Raw genomic sequence first — 20,322 nt, forward strand, 5'->3', positions numbered from 1 at the left:
CATTTCGCCTTTTTAATTTTATAGTTAATAAAAATAATAATGAACAATACCAATTGCATTGAATAAGTGTTCTATTATAGCGCTCAGAAAATAGCGTAATAACAAGGCGAAAACTATGATATATAGTTGCTCTATATGAATAATTTTTAACGCAGTGAGTACGCTATTTAATGCGATAGAATGATTATTTTTTTAATAAAATTGGTATAACTATGCTACTTGAAAAAGCCAACCAACTACTGCAACAAAATAAACTCAAAGAAGCTGAGTTTCATTTTAAAACGCTATTAAATAGTAACCCTGAAAATGGTGAGGCTTTATTTGGCTTAGGCAGAATTGCCTTACGACTAGAACGTTACGACGCTGCTGTATACCTACTCCAAAAAGCCTGTGAGCGCTTGCCTCATATGCTTGAACCATTACATGCCCTTGCTGATGCATTTAACGGTGTTCATTCGCCAAACGATGCACTAACGGTGCTTGAATACGCAAAAAAATTAGCAAGTCATAACCCAGAGCCTCATTATTACTTAGCACAGCACTATTTAACACATGGCGAGTTAGATAAAGCTCATACAACCTTTGCTCATGCACTCAGTATTGGGGTATACCCTGTAACAGCTTATATTTTATTTGAACTTGTGCAGTTAGGTCGCTTTGATAATGAGCATAATTATGTAAGTAATTTGCACCACTTATTAACTCAAACGAGTAATTTACGTTTAAAAATGGTGTGTTACTACGCATTAGCAAACAGTTACGATGCACTTGAGGATACCGAGCAAGCATTTAATTATTTTATATTGGCGAATAAATTACAAAAAAAATTAAGTGAATTTAACACTAAAGATTTAACCCCTTTTTACGATGAAATAATAAAATACAACACCGAGGAGTTTATAGCCTCTGCCGATAAAAAGTTTACGGGTAATATCACGCCTGTATTTATTATTGGCATGCCTCGTAGTGGTTCTACCCTTGTGGAGCAAATGCTGGCAAGCCATAGTCAGTTTTCGAGCCTAGGAGAGAGCACGAGTATTAGTAATAACGCAGTTGCTTTTATCGAACAAAAAACGGGAGTGACTTACCCGCAATGTTTAGCATATTTAACGCCGGATTTAATCAAAAAAGTCCGCGAGCTGTATATTACAACATTAAAAACAGCATCGCCCATCAGACCTTTTATAATAAATAAACTGCCGAGTAATTATCAGTCGCTCGGACTTATATATATTCTATTTCCAAATGCTAAATTTATAAATTTAAGTCGTGATTTTAATGCCACCGCATTTTCTATCTTCACTAATTACTTTGCTGAAAACGAGCCTTACTTTTGCTCACTACCTGAGTTTAAGCTTTATCATAAGTTGTATGAAAAATTGATGAGCCATTGGCACTCTTTTAAAGAGATGCCAATTTATGATGTCAGTTACGAAGATTTAGTGAGTAACCCAAAAGAGCAGCTAACGCAGTTACTTGGTTTTTTAAACTGTAGTTTTGAAGAGCGCTGCTTAGCATTTTATAAACAAAAAACACCGGTAACGACCTTGAGTAAACATGCTATTCGCCAACCTATTAATAACGCCGCAATCGCTAAGTGGGAGCGTTACAAAACACCTCTTTTAAAGTTACTTGATGAGAATTAATTAATCGGATGTGCTTTAAACCAATTAAGTAAATCTTTAAATTGATCATCACGCGCACTTGGGTGGGTAAGCATATTAATATGATCGTAATCAAAATTATGCCCGTGTTTACGACCGTAAATTTGCATTTGTTGAATGCCTAGCCCCGATTCGTCCATAAATTTTTGAATATCGATTGGTTGCGCTAATGCTTTATCTTTTACCGCAGCAATATGAAGCGTTGGCGGTAAATGCAGGTTGTTTAGCGCTTTTGCATAATCAAAATTATCATCAGAATCTATCCATGGCTTCTTTTTAGCCCATTGCATACTTTGATAATGCGACTTTTGAGTTTCGTTATCGCTTCCCCACTTATAACCTTTAGCATTTAAATAGCCGTGTTTTTTAGCAAGTAAAGGTGCCATAAAATACCAAATTAAATTGGCTTGTAATAATTTTTGAGGATGATTATTAAATAAAGAACGCTTAGAGCCAAAATACACACACGCTTTTACATCATTAATATATTCTGGAAAACGTGCAAACGCGCTGTTCATCAATACCCCGCCCCAAGAGTGAGCGACCCAGTAGTCAGGCTTCTTGCCTTCAATCAACTCTATTTGCTTAATAAAGGCAGGAATGTCTTCTAGGATAGACTCAGTTTGTCCATATTCGGACTCGCTCGAAATAATTGGCTTACTATCACCTCGTCCACGTAAATCAGCCACATAACATCTATACCCATGCTCAGCCAAAAAAGGGGCAAGCCCTTTATTAGAATGGGTGTAAAAAATTTTACCGTTTTCTATTGCTCCATGCATAAAAAATACGATGGGCCCTTGCTGATCTTCATCGCTAATACGGCGTAAATGAAGAGTTTGCTGAGAGTCTAAATCAACTATTATTGATTGCTGAGAAATTGCCACAGTTATTCCTTTTTATTATTTTCAACTCATCCTACCAGCAATATTAAATATACCAAAGGAAATGTCTGCACTTTACTCATCAGCATTTGTTACAATCACCACATCATATCTGTTGTTAAAATGAAGCCATGAAAGAAAATAAAGCACGTTCAAAATTACACCCTCGTAACCTACATAAAAATGGGTACGACTTCGATTTATTAACAACAGAGCACCCTGCTCTACTGCCCTTTGTTATAACCACACCTGCAGGTACTAAAAGTATTGATTTTAGTGATAACAAAGCCGTTAAAACACTAAATCAAGCTCTTTTAAAAGCACATTATAATATTGATTTTTGGGATATTCCCGAGCACAACTTATGTCCACCTATACCTGGGCGTGTTGACTACATTCATTACTTAGCCGACTTATTAAGTGATGATAATCAACAACAAATACCTTTAGGTAAGCAAATTAAAGTACTTGATATTGGTACTGGCGCTAATTTAGTTTACCCGCTTACTGGTACAAGTGAATATAAGTGGCATTTTACAGGGACTGATATTGATGCAACCTCAGTAAAAATAGCAAAGCAAATTGCTCAGTTTAATGGTTTAAAAATAACCCTAAAACAACAAAAAAACGCATCACATATTTTTAAAGGCGTTATAAATCAAAAAGATTTATTCCATTTAACACTTTGTAATCCTCCGTTTCATGCCAGTGAAGAAGAAGCGACTAAAGGTAGTGAACGTAAATGGAAAAACTTAGGCAAAACACCAAGTAACGCGCTTAACTTTGGTGGCCATAATAATGAATTATGGTGCGAAGGCGGTGAAGTACAGTTTATCTCTAATATGATTAAAGAAAGCGAAGACTTTGCAGAGCAAGTACTGTGGTTTACGTCGTTAGTATCCAAAAAAGATAATATTGCAGCCCTTGAAAAAGTATTAAAAGCCCACCCGATAGCACAATATAAAATAGTTGATATGGCACAAGGTCAAAAAATTAGCCGCTTTATTGCATGGAGCTACTTTGATAAAGAAACCCGCGAGCAAATTTGTAGCGAGCTTGATTAATACCAATTTTATTAAAAACAATAAAAAGGATAAGGCAATCATGATAGATTTTCGCTCTGATACAGTTACAAAACCAACAAAAGAAATGCGCGATATTATGTGCAGCGCACCGGTTGGTGATGATGTATATGGTGATGATGAAAGCGTTAACCAACTAGAAGCTTATGCGTGTAAGCGTTTTAACTTTGAAGCCGCACTTTATTGTAGCTCAGGTACACAAGCCAACTTACTTGCAATAATGGCGCATTGTGAGCGAGGTGACGAATACATTTGTGGCCAAAATGCGCATAACTATAAGTTTGAGGGCGGCGGTGCAGCTGTTTTAGGGTCTGTGCAACCACAGCCTATCGAAAACGATGCTGATGGCAGTATACCTTTTAGTAAAATATCGGCGGCTATAAAACCAGACGATTGCCATTTTGCAAAAACGCGATTGCTTAGTTTAGAAAATACCATTGGCGGAAAGGTGCTGCCTCTTGAGTACTTAGCCCAAGCTCGTGACTTTGTTAACACACATAATTTAGCGCTGCACTTAGACGGCGCACGTGCATTTAATGCCGCAGTTGAGCTAAATGTTGATATCACTGAAATTACAAAACACTTTGATTCAGTTTCTATTTGTTTATCTAAAGGCTTGGGAGCGCCCGTAGGCTCTTTATTATTAGGCTCACCAGCACTTATTAATAAAGCAAGACGATGGAGAAAAGTACTTGGTGGCGGTTTGCGTCAAGCCGGAATGCTTGCAGCCGCTGGGCAGTTTGCACTTGAGCACAATGTAGAGCGCTTAAAAGACGATCATGCAAATGCACGTTATTTGGCTCAACAATTAAGTGAAATCAGTGGCTTTACTGTCGATATGAGTAACACCACTAATATGGTTTACGCAACATACACTAACAGTATAAACATTGAAGAGGTTGCTGAGGCACTTAAACAACAAGGTATATTATTTAGCCCAAGCAAGCAGCTTAGGCTAGTAACGCATTTAGATATTACGCGCGAAGATATTGATACATTTTTAAATGCTTTGTCGGCCCATATTTAACGCGGCTTTATAATGTTTGCGGCATACCGAAACATATCGGTCATTGCCGCCAATTTCTACTTGGTTACCATCGGCAATTGCTTCACCATTTTCATCGGTACGAAGTACATGGTTAGCTTTACGCCCGCAGTGGCATACAGTTTTAAGCTCAACTAACTTATCAGCCCACGCAAGTAAGTATTGCGACCCTATAAATAGCTCGCCTCTAAAGTCATTACGCAGGCCATAACACAATACCGGTATACCAAGTTCATCAACCACATCGGTTAATTGCATTACTTGTTCTTTTGATAAAAATTGACACTCGTCAACTAATACACAATGGCGTTTTTTATCATTGTTGAGTGATTGAATAAGATCAAAAACATCTTTGCTAGCATCAAATACATGCGCATCAGCTTGCAAGCCAATACGAGACGATACTTTACCCACGCCTTGTCTATCATCAATGGCCGCAGTAAGGATGACAGGTTCCATGCCACGTTCTTTATAGTTAAATGCAGATTGTAATAACGTGGTTGATTTACCTGCGTTCATTGCAGAGTAGTAAAAGTATAATTGAGCCATTGCGGTGCCATTTTATAAAAAGTGCGCTTATGCTACCTTAATATTAAATTAATACCAATTTACAAACGCGAATTTAATGAGGTTATTTAGGTGGTTGTAAGTATTTAATATACACAGGTGCACTTTCAAATTTTGATAACCATTGCCACATTTGCAAGCTTAGAGTGCTATTTTCTTCGTAGAATTTAGGAAAAAATAAGGTAACCATGGCTGGTTTCGTACGGTGGGTAGATAGGTTTAACATTTTTACTTTTATAAGGGTAACTCGACACTTTTAAGCCATCTACTTGGCATAGATCGACACTTGCCTGCACCACGCCCTTATCTAGCAACTCAAAAGCTTTGCTTTTAGAGAACGTATTATGAATAAAAAATGGTTCTTCTTTCAACGCGCTATTTAGTCCATAGCCATTAGGAATAGCTATCGTAAATGCTTTATTTTGAAATACTTCGCGAGTCTCCCATTCCTTATGAAATTTATAACGCCCTATAAGGCAGCTGCCAAATTCACTTACTGCGTAGTCATCTTGTAACTTACCTTGCTCATCAACAGGGTAAACAGCAACGTTTTCTCGCCCTTTGCGGTAACTTGCAATAACAGCATTAACTCGATTAAATTCTAAATCGTTTAAGCATCTACGCCATGGCTTTCTAACAAATGATATTGCTACATTGGGCAATGCTAAATCAAGTTTTTGAAGTATTTCGATTGATGCACCAGGTTTATCTGTTGGTATATTTTGGCCATCACCTAAAAACATAGGAGCTATATTTTTGTCTTCGTAACAAAACACGAGACTTTGCGGCTTGCTAAACGCAGTAGCGGTAAACATTAAACTGGCAATAAAAAAGTACACTAAGCTATTAATACGCATAATAATTTTTATTAGTTGATTATTTAAATTATAGGTTGAGTTAAGCAGACTGGCTATATTTTATCAATTAATTTACATTAATCCTTCGTGTTTCAGCAACCAAAGTTTCCTATCAAGCCCACCAGCATAGCCCGTTAACTTTGCATTTGCGCCAATAATTCGGTGGCAAGGCACTATAATACTAATCGGATTTTTACCATTCGCAGCACCTACTGCCCTCACTGCTTTTGGATTATTGAGTTGGTTTGCAATATAGCCGTATGTTTGCGACTTTCCAAAAGGTACCGTTAATAGTGCTTGCCATACGCTTTGTTGAAATACCGTACCATTTGTATCAAGTGGTACATCAAAAGTAGTACGTTTTTTTGCAAAGTACTCATTTAACTGCGCAGCACAAATAAGCACCGCCTTGTTAGCGACTTGCTCAAATGGCGTATGAAGGTGCTCAACTGGAGGATAAAACCCAACGTAACTCACTCCTTTATCTGTCGCTTGAATAATTATGTCGTCTATAGGGCTCGAAATGGATGTTTGAATGATCATTATAATTGCTGCCAAAGTTGAAAAGTTAAGTAAGAGCGAAAAGGAGCGCTGTTAGCAGGTACGAAAGGGTTTGCCGCCGCTTGAGCTTTTTTAACACCTAAGTCGCCATCAAGTAATATATCGGGCTGGCTTTGCCCTCGCAACTTTGCATAATTTACCGTCCAAGGACCAATTCCCTTTAAATTAAGCCATTCGTCTAAATCGTCATTTTCAGGATTTAGTGCACAAAACTGGGCTAAGTTGTGTAGCGCATTTTTGCGTGCTTGTGGCATTTTAAAAAATGCAAAATCACTATTAGCAACAATTTTAGCCGTAGGAAAATAAACGGCATCGCCCTCTTTTTCGCCTAATTCGTCAACTAACTTTGTTACTAAATTATGCGCCGCAGTAACACTCACTTGTTGTCCGAGTACCGCCCTTATACCGGCTTCAAAACTTGACCAAATCCCTAGAAGTCTGAGCCCTTCACACACTGTAAACGCATTGTTTATATTGGCGCTTAAATGCGTTTCAATTAAATTAATATCAACATCTAAATCAAGCACACGGCGTATATTATTTATAACAGGTTGTAAGTACACCGTATTGTCTATATTGATAGATACACTAAAGTGATTTTTACTCGCTATAAATTCAGCGGTAAAGCTTCCTTTATATTCCTCACTTGCAAAAGTACGTCCGTAGCTCGTTTGTGTTATCCACTCCATTGGTTTTATCAAGCGCCTTTGTAAAAAGCTCTGCAAAGCAGGCCAATTATAAGGCGGCCTAAATGGCAGGGTTAAAATGAGTGTTGACGTTGGTTTTTTATCGCCACTGCGCAGCTTTGAGGGAGCTATATTTAACTGCTGTAAAAAAGCATCATTAAAACGCCTAATACTTTTAAAGCCAGCGGCAAATGCTATTTCGGTAAGGGGTAAATGTGTTTCTTGAATCAGTTTTTTAGCAAAGTGGCATTGGTTAAATAATCGATATTGCGTAATCGACACGCCAAAATACTGCTTAAACAACTGCCTTAAATAACGACTACTTACGCCTAAACGAGCTGCTAATTTTTCGCAGTCGTGCTCGTCATTTTGATCTATTAACTGTTTTGCTCTAAGTGCCGTCGTTTTTGTACCCTGCCATGCTGCGCTGCCTGGGGCACTATCGGGCCTGCAACGAATACAGGGCCTAAAACCATCTTGCGCCGCGTTATGGGCAAACTGATAATAAGCAACGTTTTTTTCGTGAGCCGTTGGTGCAGGGCAAATTGGTCTGCAATAAATACCGGTACTTTTTACCGCTACGTAAAAAAGCCCGTCAAAACGAGGATCGCGACTCTGACGTGCTTTTTGCCAATGTGAAGTGTCCATAAACGGCTCTATAAATTAATCTAATAGAGCCTAGCTTATAGAAAATAAACTGTATTACTAGCCATATTCGGCACTCAACTTACTGCGGCTAGGTAGCGTTTTTCAACTTCAGTCCAATTAATTACATTATAAAAAGCAGCAATATAGTCAGGACGCTTATTTTGATACTTCAAATAGTAGGCATGCTCCCATACATCAAGTCCCAAAATAGGGGTATTTCCCTGCATTAAAGGGCAATCTTGATTAGCACTATTTTCTACAATCAACTTTTTATCTGGGGTCACACATAGCCACGCCCAACCACTGCCAAATTGACTAATTGCAACAGCAGTAAATTCCTCTTTAAACTTATCAAAACTGCCAAACTGTTCATTTATTGCCTGAGCTACACTACCTTCAGGTTCACCTCCTCCTTGAGGGCTCATTACTTGCCAAAATAAGCTGTGATTAAAATGCCCTCCTACATGCTCTTGTACTGCTTTTTGTAAATTACTAGGCAGACTGTTTATTCCCTTAAGTAATTTTTCAGCATTTGCGGTTGCATAAACAGTATCTGCTAAAGCAGCATTGGCTTTATTGATATACGTTTGATGATGCAATGTGTGGTGAATATGCATTGTTTTACCATCAATATGAGGCTCAAGCGCATCGTACTCATAGTTAAGTGCAGGCAAAGTAAAAGCCATAAATACTCCTTTTTCTTTTAAATTAGTGCAGTTGATTGTTTGTAGTGCTCTCTGAGCATAAGCAAAAATTCACTTGCTCTATTAGCTCAGGTAAAAAATGATAGCGTCTTGCAAATAATACAAGTTCAGAGGACGTTTTAGTGTAATGATGCTTACTCACTTTTTGTATATCGTAATGAGTATGCTTAATTAGCGAACAGAGTGTTAAGTGTACTTCGCATAGCCATTTGCATGCATTTTCTGGCTGCTGCATAGCTATATAGGTATCAGCTAAATTATGCGACGCAACAACAAGTGCGGGTATACAATGCTCAATAGCATAAATGGCATTGTTATTAATCTGAGCATATAAAAACTGCTGAAGAAGATGATCTGCAAGTGTTTTAGCTAATAAGTATTTATCGCGGGCTTCGAGAAGTGCACCTTGTTCAAATGCATAATTACCTTGCATTATATTCGACTGCCAAGGGCTTAATGCTTGATCAAGACAAAGTAAATCTGAGTGGGATTGTTTTTGACCTGAGATCATATAATCATCTGCACGTTTATTTATGGGCGTGTAGTTAACTTACACACCCACAAAACTAAATGCAAATGATTTTCATTAACTATTTAGCGAAGTCTAGTAATTCCTGCCCTGTTAAGCGATATATAATCCATTCGTTTTGCGGCTTTGCACCAATGCTATTGTAAAAATCGATAGCGGGTTTATTCCAATCAAGCACTACCCATTCAAAACGACCACAGTTATTACTAATCGCCTTATTAGCTAAGTGCTTCATAATGGCTTTGCCTGCACCATTGCCACGGCTATCTGGGCTTACGTATAAATCTTCAAGGTATAGGCCATTTTTACCTAACCATGTAGAGTAATTATAAAAATAGACCGCAAAACCAATTGGCTCATCACCTTCTAAACAAATTATGCTGTGCGCAGTAGCACCTTCACTAAACAGAGTATCTAAAATAGCCTGTTCATCGGTTTTTACCGCATCCGGTTCTTTTTCGTATATGGCAAGTTCGGTAATAAAGTGCAAAATTGTTTTTGCGTCACTTGGTTTTGCATCACGTATTATAACGGGTTGGCTCATTGTATTTTTACCTTAAATATACTGCTCTAATTTATCTTTTAAAATATCTAATTGAATAGGTTTACTCAAATAATCATCCATTCCAGCGGTTATACAACGCTCTTTATCAGAGCCCATTGCGTTAGCCGTAATAGCAATAATTCTAATATTTTTGTGCTGTTCACCCGCTAATCCTTTGCGAATAGCCGCGGTTGAAGCAAAACCATCCATAACAGGCATTTGGCAATCCATAAGTACTAACTTAAAGAACCCTGAATCGTGAGCTTTTAATATATCAATTGCCAGTTGACCATTCCCGGCAATTGTAACGTCACAATTAAGCTTTTTGAGCATTAATGTAGCCACTTGCCGATTAATTGGATTATCTTCTACAAGTAATATTTGGGTAGGTTCCTGCACCTTTTCTTTTTTAAGAGAGGAAATATAGCCTGAAGTAACAAGTGGGAGTGTCTCATCTGAATCATTACTTGTTATGACTGACAGTGCAGAAATTAAATCGGCAGTGGTTACAGGTTTGGGGAAATATGCCTGAAAGCCTGCATTAGAATAGCGCTGCGCACCTTCCATACCAGCAATACTGGTCATCATTACAAGTGGCATTGATTTATAATGTTCATGTGCTTTTAGTGCTTTACACAGCTCTATACCATCCATTCCTGGCATTTGCATATCAAGCACTGCAATGTCATACATGCAATTGTTACTTTTATACTGCTGCGCGCACATATCAAGAGCTTCGCGTGCGTCACATGCAAGCGCAACTTTAGCGCCCCAGTGCTCAAGCTGCTGTGAAATTACAATTCGATTTGTCTCGTTATCATCAACAACCAAAACGGTTAGCTCTTCCATATTAATATTAGGAATATAACGTTCTTTTTGATCTCCCGGAGTCAGCATTATAGTGGCAGTAAAAGTACTCCCTTTACCGGCTTCGCTAGTGAGAGAGATAGCTCCCCCCATTAGTTCACAAAGCTGCTTACAAATAGCCAGCCCTAAGCCACTGCCCCCGTACTCACGCGTTGTTGATGCATCTACTTGAGAAAACGGAGTAAATAATTGCTGTTGTTTGTCTTCACTTATTCCTATGCCTGAGTCTTTTACACTTACAACAAATTCTAAACCTTGAACCACTTTATTAATTTTCGCACTTACCACAACCTCGCCTTTAGCCGTAAACTTAACGGCGTTACTCAGTAAATTAGTAAGCACTTGGCGAATTCGCCCGGGGTCACCACATAATTGCGAAGGCTCCAAGGCTAACAAATCTAAAATTATTTCAATGCCTTTGTCTTGAGCAGTAAATGCTTGCGCGGCGGCAACTTCGCCAATTAAATCTCGTCCATTAAAGTTAATTTCTTCAAGTTCGATTTTACCAGCCTCGGCTTTAGAAAAATCTAAAATATCGTTAATTACGGCTAATAAAGAATGTGCGCTTGTTTTGGCAATGTCTACTTTTGTCTCTATTGACTTAGGTAATGATTCTAATTGAACAAGCTCTAGCATACCGAGCACACCATTCATTGGCGTTCTTATTTCGTGGCTCATAGTTGCTAAGAATTGACTCTTAGCAAGCGCTGCATCTTCAGCTTTAACAAGCGCTACTTTTAACTCCTCACTGATTACTTTACGCTGCTGAGAAACTAAAGAGCTTCCCACTAAAGTAGCTAATGATCGAAGATACGTTTCTTCGCTTTGCGTCCAATTGTGGTGCTCGCCTACCGTTTCAGCACACAAAATACCTAAATTACCATCGCCAGTTGCTATCACTGCATCAAGCATCGATTTAATATTTAGTGGTTTTGCATACGCTTCTATAAAATCAGCAGTTGCTGGGTGCGTATAAACATCATCAATAGCTACTAAGTTTTGCTTATAAATGGCGTTATAATATTCAGGGTAGTCTTTAGCAGTTAAAACAGCATTTGTATCTACAAAACCTTGCCCTTTAATGTATAAACCATGACATGTCATCACATCTCTTTTATCGTTAAAAATCCATACCGAAGCGCGAGTAATATCTAGCACTTCACACATAGATTTAACTGCTAACTTTTTAACTTGTTCTACATTACTGTTTTGTACTTCAGGGGCAACAGTAAGTGCGGCTAAATTTTTGTTATACCTGTTTGTTTTTTCGCTTTCGAGTTCAAGTCGCTTATGCGCATCAATACTTTGAAACGAGCCAAAAACACGTACGCATTTTCCATCTCTAAGCTCTGCTTGGCCCATTGATTTAACCCAACGCTCCTGCCCCGAATAAGTTAAAATAATAAGCTCAACACTCCAACTTTCACCTAGAGTCACAGCGCATTCAAACAAGGTACTAATAGTGTCTCGGTGTACTCCTGGTTTATAAAAATCAATTGCGGTATCTATGCTAGGCTCATAGCCCTCTAGTACCTCATGAATAACTTTAACTTCATCAGACCAATAAAGCGTATGTGCCTCTAAGTCAATTTCCCATGCGCCAATCTGACCTTGCTTACTCATGGATTCGAGTAAATTTTGCTGACGATTTATTTCTAATTGAGTGTTGTAACGATCCGTAATATCTAAAATAAACCCATCTAAATACAATATGTTGCCATCATCTGCGTAAATCGCTTGGCCTTTTTCGTTTACCCAATGCAAAGAGCCATCGCGGGCTTTAATTCTATACTCAACAGACCATGACTGCTTAGCGCTAACACAACGGACAATTTCATCTTTTATTTTTTTAGAATCGTCTTCACATATTAAATCAAAGAAGCAAAGGTCTTCATTGTGTATCAACTCATCGGGTGAATAACCAGTTATTTCACTCGCTTGCTCGCTCATGTAAAGCATGCTTAATTTGTCATCAAACTTACATCTATAAATAATGCCAGGGATATTTGATACCAAAGATGCAAATCTGTCTCGGCTTCCTTGTAGCTCAAGCTCTGTAGATTTTCGATCTGATATATCTAAATGCGTACCGATCATGCGTTTTGGAGAGCCATCGGTATTCCACTCAACTATTTTTGCAGTATCGAGAACCCAAATCCAATGTCCGTTTTTATGCTTCATGCGGGCTTCACTAACATAATAGTCAGTCTCGCCGGAAAAATACGCTTGAAGTTTTTTCTCCGACATAGCTAAATCATCAGGGTGAGCGTAGGTATACCAAGTATCTATAGTACAAGGTTCAATATCACTGAGCTTGTAACCTATAATCTCGGCCCAGCGGTTATTAAATGTCACATTTTTAGTATCAATGTACCAATCCCAAATACCCACTGCTGTTGAGTCAATCACTAGCTGCAACTGTGTTTTGTGTTGCTCAAGCTCTAGCTCTTGTAATTTCAGGGCTGTAATGTCAGTACGAATAGCAATATAGTTTTGCGGTTTTCCATTTTCATCTAAAAATGGTGCAATGGTGGTATCTACCCAATAAAAACCACCATGCTTAGCTTGATTGCATATTTGCCCGTTCCATATATCACCACGTTTAAGCGTTTTATACATATTTTTAAAAAATGCTTTTTCGTGTTTACCTGAATTTAAAAGGCGATGGTTTTCGCCTATTAATTCGTGTTCATCGTAGCCACTAATCTCACAAAATTTCTTATTTACAAAAGTGATGGTGCCATGCAAATCAGTTACAGCAACAATAGCGTGTTCATCTAATGCACTTTTTTGCTCGGCTAATTGTTTTAATGCAATTTGAAGTGCAGAGCGTTGTTTTTGTAATATACTTTGTTGCTCTTCTTTTACGGCTACTAAATTACGTAAACCCAATGAAAGCTGGTTAAACTCAATACTGTCGTTTATTACAGGGACTTTTACCTTGTCTCCTTTTGTAATACTTTCAACAATTTTAGCTAAGTTAATTAAAGGTCTAGAAAGTCGACGCCCAAACCACCACGATGACGTTAATATAAACAGCAATGCCCCCGCATTTGTTAATAAAGCAAGCTGTTTATAAAAATTAGCACCTTGTAGTGCAACTTCTTTTGGTTTTGTTACAAGTAACTGCCATCCAGATTCATTTAAAAACTCTAGAGAATCAATATACCCGTATAAAGTCTCTTCATTTTTATTACTGTAAGAAAAGACACGTTGCGTTGGGGAGCCGTTTTGAGAGAAAAATACTGGTTGAGAATCGTCTGAATTATTATTTTTTTGAATTTTATTATTATGCATAACATAAAATGTTATGTCTTTATTTACAGCGTGTATTTTACTTAGATTATTTAATAAGCCGTTTAAATTTATATCTGAGAGCAATATGGCTTGTAGCTTATTTTCGGTATTTACTAACGGTAAGCCAATAATATGATACTCACGCCCTGAGACTGTCATTGACTGAAATTGGATTTTACCTGTATTTTTAATACCAGAGAGTATGTTATTAAAACGTTGATCTTTAATAATATTAAAAAAGGGAGATGAAGGTAGTGATTTAACGAGGTTTACATCAATAAGCTCTACATGATTAACAAAATCATACTGCTCAATAAATTGATTAATTAATTTTTGCTTTTTATTGGGGCTGATATCAAACTGCGCCCTAAGCAAATATAAATCTTTAACATGGTCTGTAAACCAAATATCAGCAAATTGCTTACCTATATTATTAAGCTCGTTAAGTTCAGTGTCTGCATTTTGTTTAAGCGTGCTATTTACATGTTCAAGACTAAACCACGTAAGTATACAAAGTGGCCCTAAGGCTATAATTATAAAGGTTATAATTAACTTACTTCGAACAGACTGTCCTTTACCTGTTAATTCACCAAAGTTTAAACCTTTGTCCATGCTTAATATCCAGCAACTTATAATCATTTAATATTACTTACATTAATGCACTAAATATATAAAGACGCAAGTTTTGAGCGGTAAACTCCTTAAAAACTGGGTATTTAGCGTTACAATCTTAAATTCACATTTTTTAAAAAATACGCCTTTATTACTAACTTATAATTACGCTTGCTTACGCTACAACTTCTGTAGCTGTTTTAAACTCCTCGTGATATAAGCAGTATTTAATCAATGCGTTTGAGGGCATTATGGCGCACGATCACTCACATAGTCATGTTGACGAAAATCAAAGCAATAAAGAGCTCACCGTTGCTGTGGTTATTAATGTATTGCTAACCGTAGCCCAAGTTATTGGCGGGATATTTTCGGGCAGTTTGTCACTTATAGCCGATGCACTTCATAATTTAAGTGATGCTGCCTCTATATTTATCGCGCTCGTTGCACGTAAAATTGGTAATAAACCTGCTGACACCACTCATCATTTTGGCTATAAACGCGCTGAAATACTTGCCACACTTTTTAATAGCAGTACATTGATATTAATTGGTGTGTATCTAATTTTTGAAGCCATTTCGAGCTATTTAAGCCCTCAACAAATTAATGGTTGGATAGTTGTGTGGGTGGCAGCAATAGCATTGATTATTGATTTAGCAACCGCATATTTAACCTACCGAGCTGGCGCAAATCACAGTATAAATATAAAAGCGGCCTTTATTCATAACGTATCAGATGCAATGGCATCTATTGTTGTTATTATTGCAGGCACCTTAATTATTTTATACCAGTGGTATATCGTTGACTTAATTGCCACTGTGCTTATTTCTCTTTATGTAATTTATCATGGCATTTTACTATTAAAGCAAAGCTGCAAAATTTTAATGCAAGCAGCGCCTAGCAATATTGATACAGATGCAATATCACATGCTATTAGTAATGAATTTAATATCGAATCGGTAATGAGCATCAAGCTTTGGCAACTAGACGATAAAGAAAATTATTGCGAGCTTATTATTAGCACTCAGCACGTAATTGATTTAGCCGCAGTTAAAAGTTTTTTACACAACAATTTTAATATCGAAAATTGCATAATAGAAATCCGACCAATCGCGAATAAAAGCCTAATTTAATGTTCTTAATAACAAGCTAAACCAAATACATAACTATTTAATTGAAAACAGCTCGTATTATCATTTACAATATTGTCATTAACTCATAATGAGATACCGTTTTTGAAACTTTGGTTACGTAGAATTCATTTAGGCCTTGCCCTAATTAGCGGACTATTTTTATTAATAGTGAGCCTAACCGGTGCTGTTATGATTTATGCAAAAGACATACAGCACCTAATAGAGCCTGAGAAATGGCAAGTAACACCCAAAAAAAACTTAATGCCTTACGATGAACTTATACAAAATGTACAAGCTCAAACTAAGCAAAAAATCACCTTTTTTATGCCCGAACAAGCGCCAAACGCAGCATGGCAATTTCGGTTAGCCAATAAACACTACGCCAGTGTTAACCCCTACTCTGGGAGTGTACTAAACATCTATGAATCAACCGATACGATTTATGGGTTTGCTATGGGATTACATCGTTGGCTGTTGTTTGAAAACAGTAAAGGTGAAAAAACCTTTCGAAATTGGATGTCGGTGTGTGCATTGCTACTTTTAATAAATGTATTACTGGGCTTTTATTTATGGGTAAAGCCCAAAAACAGAGTTAAACGTTTAGCTATAAAACCAAAAGCCAAATTTAGAGTGCTCATGTATCAATTTCATACAGTGCTTGGTGTTTACTTTTTTATACCGCTTATACTGATTGCATTTACTGGTATGGCATTTAACTGGAAAACACAAACTCAATCGGTATTAGAATTTGTGACCTTAAACAAGGTAGAACAAAGACCTAAAGCACCAAAAGTAATAACCCCTTCTCAAGCTGCTTTAAACTACAATGAAGCAATTAAAAATGCAGAGAACGTATTTCCAGACGGTAAATTATATAGAATTTACTTACCTAAAAAGGATGACGAAGCAATTGCACTGAGAATGCAAAACCCTGGCGAAAGCCACGCTTACAGCTGGGTTTGGACTAACCCATTTACTGGTGAAGTATTAAACTCATTTGACGCCAGTAAAACCAACTTCACAACACAAGCATGGAACTTTAAGTATAAGTTTCACATTGGTGATTTTGCAGGTCCTATTGTGCAGTTTTTATGGTTATTAATAGCCCTTTCACTCGCATTTTTTATTGTAAGCGGTGTATATTTTTGGTTAAAACGTCATAAATGGAAATAAATCTCATTAACACTTGCGTCATTAGTTGATAATAATTACCATTACGTAAATTGTTATCAACTAAGACACCCCATGTTAAAAACTTCGCTTTGCCTTATTGCTATTGCAATAAGTACTAACACGTTAGCAAATGAAAATAATAAAAATGAATACACTTCTGATCAGTTAGAGCATGTCATTGTTTCAGGCAGCCGCATATCAGAAAGCATTGACGAAGTACCTGCCTCGATTACCGTTATTAATCAGCAACAAATACAACAGCATTTAAAAGTAAGCTCAGAATTGGGAAGTTTACTCGCGCAAATGGTTCCTGGCCTTGCCCCAAATACAGGCAGCTCAAGTAATTCAGGACAAACGCTACGCGGCCGCGCGCCATTAATAATGATTGATGGTGTACCGCAATCAACTCCTCTTCGTAATGGTTCTTTAGGCGTAAAAACACTTGATGCAAGTGCAATAGCGCGCATTGAAGTAATAAAAGGCGCAACGTCTATTTATGGTAATGGTGCCTCAGGTGGCATTATTAACTACATAACAAAACAGGCTCGCAGTGATGGTAAACCAGAAGGCGAAATAAGTATTTCAAGCCGCTTTAGCGCTGTTAAGTTAGCAGAAAGTGGTGGCGGCAGAATAGCGGCTGCAGTAAACGGTAAGTTCGAAAAACTAAGCTACCTGTTAACAGCAAGCTATGAAGAAAATGGCGTACAACGCGATGCGCAGGGCGATATTTTAGGCTTGCAATATGGTTTATCAGACTCTGAGACTCAAAACTATTTTACCAAACTAACTTATGATTTTGACGACGAAAAGCAACTGCAGTTTAGCTATAACTATTTCAGTTCACAGCAAAAAACTGATTTAGGCGATGTTACTGGCGATGGCAATATAGGAGAAAAAACATACGCTATACACGTCCCCTTAGAGCTTCAAAAACAAGGTAAGCCGCAAGGACCCGATGGCAACGAAAATATAACCCTAAAATATGTTGATTACGCGTTGTTTGAAAACACACAAATGACCCTCGATCTTTATAAACAAGATATAGAAAACGTATTCTTTTTCTCCACTAACCTAGCTAACCTCGATGAAGGCTATACAGGTGGCCAATCCGTTATTAAATCAGACAAGCAAGGTGCAAGGGCTACATTTAATAGTCAGTTTGATTTTGAAAACGTAACAGCCACCTTAATCTACGGTATTGATGCCTTAAACGATAAAACCTCGCAACCTTTAGTGGATGGCCGTGTGTGGGTGCCCGAAATGGACATGGAAAGTGTGGCTGGCTTTTTACAAACCAAATGGGTAATAAACGACGATATTATTGTAAAAGCAGGTGTAAGAAACGAAAGTATTGATTTGAGCGTAAGTGATTACCAAACATTAAAACTGTGTAGAACCCCTTCGCAATGCTCAGTCCCATTAAATGTGCGTGGTGATACCATAAACTATGACGCTACAACGTATAATGCAGGCATAAAATACAATTTAACAGATGCATTCAGCCCATTTTTTAGTTATTCACAGGGATCTGATATTTCTGATATTGGGCGCTTACTTCGCGCTGCAACCGTCGACGATATTGCACTTATTCAGACACAAGCATCTATAATTGACAACTACGAAGTTGGTTTTACTTCACAGTTTGAAAACGTTCGTTTTGAATTTGCACTGTACAGAAGTACTTCAGAGCTTGGCACCAGTAATGAATTTAACGAAGTAACGGGTGTTTACGAACCCGTACGCGCACCTCAAGAAATATGGGGTTACGAAGGTTTAGTTAATTATACTATTAATCAAGATCTTAAATTAAGTGCTACATACAGCTACGTAGAAGGTAAAAACACCGAAGCGGATGAATATTTAGGGGCAAAACAAATCAGCCCGCCGAAAGCCACTGCTAATTTAACATGGCAAACCAACGAAAAGTTATCACTTGCAATGAGTTTTTTATATGTAGGCGACAGAAAGCGTTTTGATAAAAATGCACAGGGCCAATACTCTGGCGATCAGGGCCCTGTTAGCAGCTACAACACATTTAACTTAAGTGGCCAATACAATGTTAACGCCAGCTGGAGTGGCTATTTTGGTATCGAAAACCTGTTCAATAGCGATTACTACCCTGCCCGCGCACAATCTTACACTTACGGTGGATATAACATTAAAGGATTAGGAACAACGGCTACCCTAGGTGCTAAATACCAGTTTTAATTAGTAATAAACTCAATAAATAGGCATCATCAGCATGCCTATTTATTTAAAAAGATAATATGAAAAGCAGTATATCTACTTATTATTTATAAATACCTCTAGTAATCATTCTCAGATACTAATACAAATAAAAAACTTTCCACAAACCAAGCAGTAACGCAAACTTAAATAAGAATCAAAACCAATAGTAACGCAATGATTTTTATAGAGAAAACTTGCAATATTGGCTATTTGTACTACACTGCATACAATTGAAATAGTTAAGGCGATTTATCATGAAAGGTAATCAAAAAGTAATCGATGCGTTTAATACATTGTTAGCTAACGAGTTAGCAGCAATCGATCAGTATTTTATACACTCGCGCATGTATGACGACTGGGGTTTAAATAAGCTATACGAGCGCCTTAACCACGAGATGGAAGAAGAAAAAGATCACGCAGACTGGCTTATTAAGCGCATCTTGTTTTTAGAAGGTGTACCAAATATGACTAAGCGCCGTGATTTACTTATCGGTAACGATGTAAAAAGCATGATGCAAAACGATTTAACACTAGAGCTTGAAGTAGTTGCGTGTGTTAAAGACGTCATCGCAATATGTGAAGAACAACAAGATTATCAATCTCGTAGCATTTTAGAAAAACTGTTATTTGATACCGAAGAAGACCATGTTTACTGGTTAGAGCAGCAACTTGGCTTAATTGATAAGATTGGTTCTGAAAATTATCATCAAGCACAAATGGCTTAGTAGGAGCATATTATGAAAGGCGATAAAGACGTTATTGCAGCGCTTAATAAAGTACTCGCTAATGAGCTTGTTGGTATTAACCAATACTTTTTACATGCACGTATGTTTAAAGATTTTGGCTTTACACAGCTTGATAAAGCAGACTACAAAGTATCAATTCAAAAAATGAAAAACGCTGATCGTTTAATTGAACGTATTTTGTTTTTAGAAGGCTTACCAAATCTTCAAGACCTAGGCCGATTACGTATTGGTGAAAACAGCGAAGAAATGATTGCTGCTAACATGAGTTTTGAACTCGATACTATTGATGAGTTACGTAGCGCAGTTAAACTGGCTGAAAGTAAAAAAGATTACATTACCCGTGAAGCCCTTGATCACATTTTAAATGAACAAGAAGAGCAAATTGATTGGTTAGAAACCCAACAATTACTTATTAAAAATACGGGTATCAAAAACTACTTACAGTCTCAACTGTAAATAGTAACAAGCATAGAAAAAGCAGCTAAAAAGCTGCTTTT

Annotated in this window: 17 protein-coding genes; 8 read left to right on the plus strand and 9 right to left on the minus strand. The window is 37.4% G+C overall.

All coding sequences use genetic code 11. The annotated features are described in order from the left end of the window. Positions 1-212: 212 nt before the first annotated feature. Entirely contained in the window at positions 213-1,646 is a 1,434-nt protein-coding gene (locus tag GQR53_RS00470) for a sulfotransferase (RefSeq protein ID WP_024605690.1), read from the plus strand. On the opposite strand, the gene GQR53_RS00475 is transcribed toward GQR53_RS00470, so the two are convergent. Continuing rightward, positions 1,643-2,551 (minus strand): alpha/beta hydrolase, encoded by a 909-nt coding sequence (locus GQR53_RS00475; protein ID WP_024605689.1) that lies wholly within the window; start codon positions 2,549-2,551, stop codon positions 1,643-1,645. The genes GQR53_RS00470 and GQR53_RS00475 overlap by 4 nt on opposite strands. A gap of 128 nt (positions 2,552-2,679) precedes the next feature. On the opposite strand from GQR53_RS00475, the gene rlmF reads away from it, so the two are divergent. Both rlmF and ltaE read left to right on the plus strand, forming a co-directional pair. Then, entirely contained in the window at positions 2,680-3,612 is a 933-nt protein-coding gene (rlmF, locus tag GQR53_RS00480; protein ID WP_024605688.1) for a 23S rRNA (adenine(1618)-N(6))-methyltransferase RlmF, read from the plus strand. A 40-nt stretch (positions 3,613-3,652) separates the two neighbouring features. Further along, on the plus strand, positions 3,653-4,657 hold the full coding sequence (gene ltaE, locus GQR53_RS00485; protein ID WP_024605687.1) for a low-specificity L-threonine aldolase: 1,005 nt from the start codon (positions 3,653-3,655) through the stop codon (positions 4,655-4,657). Here the strand turns inward: ltaE and GQR53_RS00490 are convergent. From GQR53_RS00490 to GQR53_RS00525, 8 genes are all read right to left on the minus strand, one after another. Beyond that, complete coding sequence (locus GQR53_RS00490) at positions 4,631-5,224, minus strand: thymidine kinase (RefSeq protein WP_007582344.1); 594 nt, start codon at positions 5,222-5,224, stop codon at positions 4,631-4,633. The two genes, ltaE and GQR53_RS00490, sit on opposite strands and share 27 nt — an antisense overlap. A gap of 185 nt (positions 5,225-5,409) precedes the next feature. Beyond that, complete coding sequence (locus tag GQR53_RS00495) at positions 5,410-6,099, minus strand: amino acid ABC transporter substrate-binding protein (RefSeq protein WP_240917420.1); 690 nt, start codon at positions 6,097-6,099, stop codon at positions 5,410-5,412. A gap of 72 nt (positions 6,100-6,171) precedes the next feature. Then, positions 6,172-6,642: a methylated-DNA--[protein]-cysteine S-methyltransferase gene (locus tag GQR53_RS00500; protein ID WP_024605686.1), complete on the minus strand. Its 471-nt coding sequence runs from the start codon at positions 6,640-6,642 to the stop codon at positions 6,172-6,174. Continuing rightward, entirely contained in the window at positions 6,642-7,994 is a 1,353-nt protein-coding gene (locus GQR53_RS00505; protein ID WP_024605685.1) for an AlkA N-terminal domain-containing protein, read from the minus strand. The genes GQR53_RS00500 and GQR53_RS00505 overlap by 1 nt, the downstream gene beginning before the upstream one ends. A gap of 74 nt (positions 7,995-8,068) precedes the next feature. Further along, positions 8,069-8,680 (minus strand): superoxide dismutase, encoded by a 612-nt coding sequence (locus GQR53_RS00510; protein ID WP_024605684.1) that lies wholly within the window; start codon positions 8,678-8,680, stop codon positions 8,069-8,071. 22 nt (positions 8,681-8,702) lie between these two features. Then, complete coding sequence (locus GQR53_RS00515; protein ID WP_024605683.1) at positions 8,703-9,209, minus strand: hypothetical protein; 507 nt, start codon at positions 9,207-9,209, stop codon at positions 8,703-8,705. Positions 9,210-9,288: 79 nt separating this feature from the next. Beyond that, positions 9,289-9,771, minus strand: a complete 483-nt coding sequence (locus tag GQR53_RS00520; protein ID WP_024593105.1) for a GNAT family N-acetyltransferase — start codon at positions 9,769-9,771, stop codon at positions 9,289-9,291. A gap of 12 nt (positions 9,772-9,783) precedes the next feature. Further along, positions 9,784-14,547, minus strand: coding sequence for a PAS domain-containing protein (locus GQR53_RS00525; RefSeq protein ID WP_165742560.1), 4,764 nt, complete (start codon positions 14,545-14,547; stop codon positions 9,784-9,786). A gap of 251 nt (positions 14,548-14,798) precedes the next feature. Here GQR53_RS00525 and GQR53_RS00530 point away from each other — a divergent pair, with 251 nt between their 5' ends. The 5 genes from GQR53_RS00530 to bfr (GQR53_RS00550) all read left to right on the plus strand — a co-directional run bounded on the left by GQR53_RS00530 (position 14,799) and on the right by bfr (GQR53_RS00550) (position 20,281). Continuing rightward, positions 14,799-15,677, plus strand: coding sequence for a cation diffusion facilitator family transporter (locus GQR53_RS00530; protein ID WP_165742561.1), 879 nt, complete (start codon positions 14,799-14,801; stop codon positions 15,675-15,677). Between the two features lie 102 nt (positions 15,678-15,779). Further along, complete coding sequence (locus GQR53_RS00535; protein ID WP_165742562.1) at positions 15,780-16,850, plus strand: PepSY-associated TM helix domain-containing protein; 1,071 nt, start codon at positions 15,780-15,782, stop codon at positions 16,848-16,850. A gap of 72 nt (positions 16,851-16,922) precedes the next feature. Continuing rightward, positions 16,923-19,058 carry a TonB-dependent receptor gene (locus GQR53_RS00540; RefSeq protein ID WP_165742563.1) on the plus strand — a complete coding sequence of 712 codons (2,136 nt, stop codon included), beginning with the start codon at positions 16,923-16,925 and terminating at the stop codon, positions 19,056-19,058. 275 nt (positions 19,059-19,333) lie between these two features. After that, on the plus strand, positions 19,334-19,804 hold the full coding sequence (gene bfr / locus GQR53_RS00545) for a bacterioferritin (protein ID WP_002958985.1): 471 nt from the start codon (positions 19,334-19,336) through the stop codon (positions 19,802-19,804). Between the two features lie 12 nt (positions 19,805-19,816). Further along, positions 19,817-20,281, plus strand: coding sequence for a bacterioferritin (bfr, locus tag GQR53_RS00550; RefSeq protein ID WP_002958984.1), 465 nt, complete (start codon positions 19,817-19,819; stop codon positions 20,279-20,281). Positions 20,282-20,322 lie beyond the last annotated feature (41 nt).

Source organism: Pseudoalteromonas sp. Z9A6, assembly GCF_011378805.1.
Classification (GTDB): Bacteria; Pseudomonadota; Gammaproteobacteria; order Enterobacterales; family Alteromonadaceae; genus Pseudoalteromonas; species Pseudoalteromonas distincta.

What these genes read in the sequence shown, in the direction of transcription:
- GQR53_RS00470 (WP_024605690.1), top strand. Translation starts at nt 213, where the DNA reads ATGCTACTTGAAAAAGCCAACCAACTACTGCAACAAAATAAACTCAAA.
- GQR53_RS00500 (WP_024605686.1), bottom strand. Translation starts at nt 6,642, where the DNA reads ATGATCATTCAAACATCCATTTCGAGCCCTATAGACGACATAATTATT.
- GQR53_RS00510 (WP_024605684.1), bottom strand. Translation starts at nt 8,680, where the DNA reads ATGGCTTTTACTTTGCCTGCACTTAACTATGAGTACGATGCGCTTGAG.
- GQR53_RS00515 (WP_024605683.1), bottom strand. Translation starts at nt 9,209, where the DNA reads ATGATCTCAGGTCAAAAACAATCCCACTCAGATTTACTTTGTCTTGAT.
- GQR53_RS00490 (WP_007582344.1), bottom strand. Translation starts at nt 5,224, where the DNA reads ATGGCTCAATTATACTTTTACTACTCTGCAATGAACGCAGGTAAATCA.
- GQR53_RS00525 (WP_165742560.1), bottom strand. Translation starts at nt 14,547, where the DNA reads ATGGACAAAGGTTTAAACTTTGGTGAATTAACAGGTAAAGGACAGTCT.
- GQR53_RS00530 (WP_165742561.1), top strand. Translation starts at nt 14,799, where the DNA reads ATGGCGCACGATCACTCACATAGTCATGTTGACGAAAATCAAAGCAAT.
- rlmF (WP_024605688.1), top strand. Translation starts at nt 2,680, where the DNA reads ATGAAAGAAAATAAAGCACGTTCAAAATTACACCCTCGTAACCTACAT.
- GQR53_RS00520 (WP_024593105.1), bottom strand. Translation starts at nt 9,771, where the DNA reads ATGAGCCAACCCGTTATAATACGTGATGCAAAACCAAGTGACGCAAAA.
- GQR53_RS00540 (WP_165742563.1), top strand. Translation starts at nt 16,923, where the DNA reads ATGTTAAAAACTTCGCTTTGCCTTATTGCTATTGCAATAAGTACTAAC.
- GQR53_RS00495 (WP_240917420.1), bottom strand. Translation starts at nt 6,099, where the DNA reads ATGCGTATTAATAGCTTAGTGTACTTTTTTATTGCCAGTTTAATGTTT.
- ltaE (WP_024605687.1), top strand. Translation starts at nt 3,653, where the DNA reads ATGATAGATTTTCGCTCTGATACAGTTACAAAACCAACAAAAGAAATG.
- bfr (WP_002958985.1), top strand. Translation starts at nt 19,334, where the DNA reads ATGAAAGGTAATCAAAAAGTAATCGATGCGTTTAATACATTGTTAGCT.
- GQR53_RS00505 (WP_024605685.1), bottom strand. Translation starts at nt 7,994, where the DNA reads ATGGACACTTCACATTGGCAAAAAGCACGTCAGAGTCGCGATCCTCGT.
- bfr (WP_002958984.1), top strand. Translation starts at nt 19,817, where the DNA reads ATGAAAGGCGATAAAGACGTTATTGCAGCGCTTAATAAAGTACTCGCT.